The following is a 1,436-nucleotide window of genomic DNA, read 5'->3' on the forward strand; positions in this document are numbered from 1 at the left end:
CGCGGGGGGGGGGGGCCGGCCCACCCCCCCCCCCCCCCCCCCCCGGGGGGCCCGCGGCCGGGGGGGGCCCCCCCCCCACCGCCCGATTCAGTTCCTCCGCTGCCGCTTGCCCGTGGGACGCTGATCGCCGCCCGTCCCGCGTCCCGCACCGACCCCACGCCCCTCACCGGTGCGCGCACGCGTGCCGGGACGGGGAGCCGCCGCGGTCTCGAGGTCCTCGCCCGCGGGCCGCTTGGTCAGCTGCGCGACCCGTAGCTCGGCTTCCCTCGCCGCCCGCGCGGCCGCCGCGTTGGCGCGCTTGTTCATCACCTTCTTGGTGTGCGCGGCCACCGGGCCCCAGCGTTCCTTGAGCGAGACCAGCAGCGGGCTGGCGAAGAAGACCGACGAATAGGTGCCGATGATCAGGCCGACGAGCTGCACCAGCGCCAGGTCCTTGAGGGTGCCGACGCCGAGCATCCACACCGCGATGACCATCAGCGCGATGATCGGCAGCACGCCGATGACGGTGGTGTTGATCGAGCGCATGAGCGTCTGGTTGACCGCCAGGTTGGCCTGCTCGGCGTAGGTGCGCCGGTTCAAGTGCAGGATGCCCCTGGTGTTCTCCTCGACCTTGTCGAACACGACCACCGAGTCGTAGAGCGAGAAGCCGAGGATGGTGAGCATGCCGATCACCGTCGCGGGGGTGACCTCGAAACCGACCAGCGCGTAGACGCCCGCGGTGACGATCATGTCGAAACCGAGCGCGACCAGCGCCGCGATGGCCATGTCGCGTTCGAAGCGCACCGTGATGTAGACGGAGATGATCACCAGGAAGACCACCAGCGCGATGAGCGCCTTCCTGGTGATCTGGTCGCCCCAGGTCTCGCTGACGTCGGAGACGCTGATCGCCGAACGGCTCGGCTCGCCGTCGGAGTTCTTCGGCTCGAACTCGTCGTAGAGCGCGCTGGTCAGCCGTTCCGCCTCGTCGGCGTCCAGCGCCTCGGAGCGGATGAGCACGGTGGCGGTGGAGCCGGAGCCCACGGTCTGCACCGTCTCCGGTTCGGAGCCGAGGGTATCGGCGTAGACCGCCTCGCCCTGGCTGGTCGAGGCGTCGCCGGCCGGGAACTGGATCCTGGTGCCGCCCTCGAAATCGATGCCGAAGTTGAAACCGCGGATCAGGATGCTCGCCAGCGACAGCAGCACGATCACCGCGCTGATGATGTACCACAGACGCCTGCGGCCGACGACGTCGATCGCGCCCGTGCCTGTGTAGAGGCGGTTGAAGAAGCCGTGGCGGGGCGCGCCCGCGCCGTAGGCGAAGTCGTCGACCACGCTCTGTGCGCGGTCCTCGTCGCGCTCGCGCGGCGACGGGCTGTCGGGAGTGGTCATCGCGTCCTCACACCTTCCGCGGGAGCGGCCTCGGCGGCCCTGCGTTCCCAGGCGACCTGCTGGATCGC

Annotated in this window: 1 protein-coding gene; it reads right to left on the reverse strand. The window is 70.5% G+C overall.

Going from position 1 to position 1,436, the window contains the following annotated elements:
- Window positions 1-87 precede the first annotated feature (87 nt).
- Window positions 88-1,368 carry a protein translocase subunit SecF gene (gene secF, locus QH283_RS00215; protein WP_280501000.1) on the reverse strand — a complete coding sequence of 427 codons (1,281 nt, stop codon included), beginning with the start codon at window positions 1,366-1,368 and terminating at the stop codon, window positions 88-90.
- Window positions 1,369-1,436 lie beyond the last annotated feature (68 nt).

It is taken from the genome of Nocardia farcinica (genome assembly GCF_029867845.1).
Taxonomy (GTDB): domain Bacteria; phylum Actinomycetota; class Actinomycetes; order Mycobacteriales; family Mycobacteriaceae; genus Nocardia; species Nocardia farcinica_A.

What these genes read in the sequence shown, in the direction of transcription:
- secF (WP_280501000.1), bottom strand. Translation starts at nt 1,368, where the DNA reads ATGACCACTCCCGACAGCCCGTCGCCGCGCGAGCGCGACGAGGACCGC.